Annotated in this window: 3 protein-coding genes and 1 pseudogene; 3 read left to right on the top strand and 1 reads right to left on the bottom strand. The window is 73.6% G+C overall.

The annotated features are described in order from the left end of the window. Positions 1–840, top strand: an 840-nt coding sequence (locus KBX39_RS26505; protein ID WP_369010124.1) for an SCO7613 C-terminal domain-containing membrane protein, incomplete at its 5' end; no start/stop codon positions are given. Positions 841–899: 59 nt separating this feature from the next. Here the strand turns inward: KBX39_RS26505 and KBX39_RS26500 are convergent. Next, entirely contained in the window at positions 900–1,679 is a 780-nt protein-coding gene (locus KBX39_RS26500) for an SDR family NAD(P)-dependent oxidoreductase (protein ID WP_082931086.1), read from the bottom strand. Positions 1,680–1,966: 287 nt separating this feature from the next. Between KBX39_RS26500 and KBX39_RS26495 the strand changes: the two genes are divergently transcribed. Together KBX39_RS26495 and KBX39_RS26490 are read left to right on the top strand one after the other, a co-directional pair. After that, complete coding sequence (locus KBX39_RS26495; protein ID WP_210873059.1) at positions 1,967–3,019, top strand: acyl-CoA desaturase; 1,053 nt, start codon at positions 1,967–1,969, stop codon at positions 3,017–3,019. Positions 3,020–3,139: 120 nt separating this feature from the next. Then, positions 3,140–3,554: pseudogene (locus KBX39_RS26490) on the top strand (FHA domain-containing protein); the annotation flags it as partial.

Genomic DNA, 3,554 nt, shown 5'->3' with positions numbered 1-3,554 from the left:
GTGGGGTGGCTGGGCGCCGTCGCGGCGGCCACCGGGTTCGCCCTCGTCGCGTCGCTGACGGCCGGGCAGTCGCTGCGTACCGGGGCGTTCGCGGTCCTGGCCGTCGCGGCCGTGACGCTGCACGCGGCGCCGCTGCTGCGCGTGGTCCGGTCCGGCGGTCCGGGCGGCGTCGGGCGGGCCGGCACGTGGGCGCTGGAGGCGGCGGCGCAGGCGGTGGCGCTGCTCGCGCTGCTGCTCACCGGCGGCTCGTTGCGGCACGCGGCGGCGGTCTGCGTGCTGTGGGGCGTGGCCGTCGCGGTCCGGGTGCTGCGCCGGAGCGAGTCGCCGGGCGGGCGTCGCGTGCTGGCCGCGGTGGCCGCCGGCAGCGAACTGGTCGGTGGGTGGCTGGTGCTGGCCGCGCGCGGGGTGGTCGTGCTGGAGGCGTACACGCTGCCGGCGGCGGCGCTCGCCCTGGGCGCCGGGCTGCTGGCGCTGCGACGCCGGCCCGGGCTGACCAGCTGGCTGACGCTCGGTCCGGCGCTCGGCGCGGCGTTCCTGCCGAGCCTCGTGTCGGTGCTCGTCTCCGGTGAGCCGCAGCCGTGGCGGCGGCTCGCGCTCGGCGCGGCGGCGGTGGCGGTGGTGCTGGGCGGGGCGGCCCGGCGCTGGCAGGCGCCGGTGGTGCTGGGCTCGGCCACGCTGGTGCCGCTGGCGCTGCACGAGCTGGCCCGGGGCTGGGACCTGCTGCCCCGCTGGCTCTTCCTGGGCGTGGGCGGGCTGCTGCTGATCGGGCTGGCCGCCACCTACGAGCGGCGCCGGCGTGATCTGGTCCGGCTGCGCGAGGCCGTGGCCCGGCTCGGCTGACCCGAGCGGCGAGCCCTCTCACCGACTGTGGTGAGAGGGCTTCGCTGCGCCGGTGCGCCTCACCTGATCGGCGAGCCGCCGTCGACCGGGATGGTGTGGCCGTGGATGAACGACGCGTCGTCGCTGGCGAGGAAGCAGACCGCGCGGGCGATCTCGTGCGGTTCGCCGTACCGGCCGGCGGGCGCCTGCATGGTCAGGTCGTAGAACGGGAAGTCGCTGGTGATCTCCGCGCCCTCGAAGGCGGCGGTCTTGATCACGCCGGGGCCGATGCCCACAGCGCGGATGCCCTGGTGGCCGTAGTCGTAGGCGATCTGCTTGGTGAGCCCGATGACGCCGTGCTTGGCGGTGGTGTACTCCGCGCCGACCTCGCTGGCGACCAGGCCGGACGCCGACGACACGTTGATCACGACACCCTTGCCGCGCTCCAGCATGTGCGGCAACGTGGCCTTTGTGGCGAGGAAGACGCCCTTCAGGTCGACCTCCATGACGCGGTCCCACTGCTTGTTCTCGATCTCCAGCAGCGGCACGTACGCGCCGAACACGCCGGCGTTGTTCACCAGCACGTCGATGCGCCCGTACGCGTCGAGGGCGGCGCTCACCATGGCGCGTACCGAGTCCTCGTCGGTGACGTCGGCCGCCACCGCCACCGCGTCGCCGCCGGCTTCCTTGACGCGGGTGACAGTCGCCTCGGCGCGTTCCAGGGAGAGGTCGGAGACGACGACCTTCGCGCCTTCGGCGGCCAGCTCGACGCACATGGACATGCCGAGTCCGGAGCCGACCTGGTCGGGGCTGAAGCCGCCGCCCGTCACGAGCACCACCTTGTCTGTCAATCCACGCACCGTGATGTCTCCCGTCTGTCGATGACCGTGCGTCCGGCACGGCTGACCGTTCGGATGAACTGTACTCATCTTTACGTACAGATTAGCTGGTCAGAGGGGGTGCGCCCACCGATGCGTGGGCTTGCTGCGGTGTGACGAAGATCGTTTGCCCGGGTCCGGCCCGGCGGGGTAGGGACAGCACCACCTTCGAGCCGGGGGTCTGCGGGATTACCCACGGCGACGATCGTCGCCAGAATCGGTGACGGAGAGTCGCGTACGAGAGCGTGGCTCGCGCATCGGGGGGCGACATGACTTCTTCCACGTCGACGGAACCCGCGGCACGGCGGGGCAGCGACTACGCGCGGCTGTCCCGCCGCATCGCCGAGGCGGGACTGTTCGAGCGGCGGCCCGGCCGGTACGCGCTGCGGATCGCGCTCACGCTCGGCGCGTTCCTGGCCGGCTGGGCCGTGGTGGCGCTCGTCGGTGACTCGTGGTGGCAGGTGCCGCTGGCAGTGGTGATGGCGGTGGCCACCACGCAGGTGGCGTTCCTCGGCCACGACGCCGGGCACCGGCAGATGTTCCGGCGGCGCGGGCCCAGCGAGGCGGCCGGGCTGGTCGCCGGCAACCTCGCCGTCGGGCTCAGCTACGGCTGGTGGGTCGACAAGCACAACCGCCACCACGCCAACCCGAACCACACCGACGAGGACCCGGACGTCGGCGCGGGCGCGCTGGTGTGGACGTACGAGCAGGCGAGCGCCACGCGCGGCCTGGGCCGGTGGATGGCCCGCCACCAGGCGTGGCTGTTCTTCCCGCTGCTGCTGCTGGAAGGGCTGGCGCTGCACGTGGCGAGCGTGCGGGCGCTCGTCGACCGCGAACCGGACGGGCGGTGGCGGGTGCCGATGCGGCACCGCGCGGTGGAGGCGCTGCTGCTCGCCGCCCACGCCGCCGGCTACCTCGGTCTGCTGTTCGCGGTCATGTCCCCGGCCAAGGCGCTGGTGTTCGCGGCCGTGCACCAGGGGCTGTGGGGCCTCTACATGGGCTGCTCGTTCGCCCCGAACCACAAGGGCATGCCGATGCCCACCGACGAGGACGGCCTCGACTACCTGCGTAAGCAGGTGCTCACCTCGCGCAACGTACGCGGTGGCCGGCTCGTCGACCTGGCGCTGGGCGGGCTCAACTACCAGATCGAGCACCACCTGTTCCCGAACATGCCCCGCGCCAACCTGCGCCGGGCCCGGCCGCTGGTGATGGCGTACTGCGCGGAGCAGGGCGTCCCGTACGCGGAGACCGGGCTGATCGAGTCGTACCGGCAGGCGCTGGCGCACCTGCACGACGTGGGCCGCCCGCTGCGCGCGGGCTGACCCGGCCGGCTCCCGGTAGGGTCGTCGCTTGGTGGAGGGCGCGCCACGGTGGTGGCGCGCGGCACGGCGGGGCGTACCACCCCGGCCGCGTCACGGGACGACATCGTGCGGAGCTGCGGCATGAGATTCGAGATCAGCAAGGTGCTCGACGCCATCGAGGGACGGGTCTGCACCGATCCGTCGCTGGCCCGGGCCGTGGTCGACCTGGCCGAGGTCATCCGCTGGCAGAACCTGGACGGCGGTCGGCCGGCCAGCCTGCTGCGCCTCGGCATGGTCATCGACGCGCTGTCCCGGCAGATCGGTGAGGACAGCGTCCCGGTCTACGCCATCGTGCACCGGGCGCTGCTGTCCGACGCCGACCTGACCTCCAACGAGCGGATGGTGGTCCGCCGCTGGGCCGACGACGGCCTGGTGGAGGTGCTCGACCAGCCCGGTGACCGGATGCTGGAGGTGGCCGACCTGCTCGGCCTGCCGGTGCTCACCCGGGCCCGGCTGGACGGGCTGGTCGGCCGGTACCCGTGGCTCGGGCAGGCCG

The organism is Micromonospora sp. D75, from assembly GCF_018070405.1.
GTDB lineage: Bacteria > Actinomycetota > Actinomycetes > Mycobacteriales > Micromonosporaceae > Micromonospora > Micromonospora chalcea.
This window is presented reverse-complemented; position numbering and strand designations above follow the sequence as displayed.

Coding starts and splice junctions, on each gene's coding strand:
- KBX39_RS26495 (WP_210873059.1), top strand. CDS start 1,967: ATGACTTCTTCCACGTCGACGGAACCCGCGGCACGGCGGGGCAGCGAC.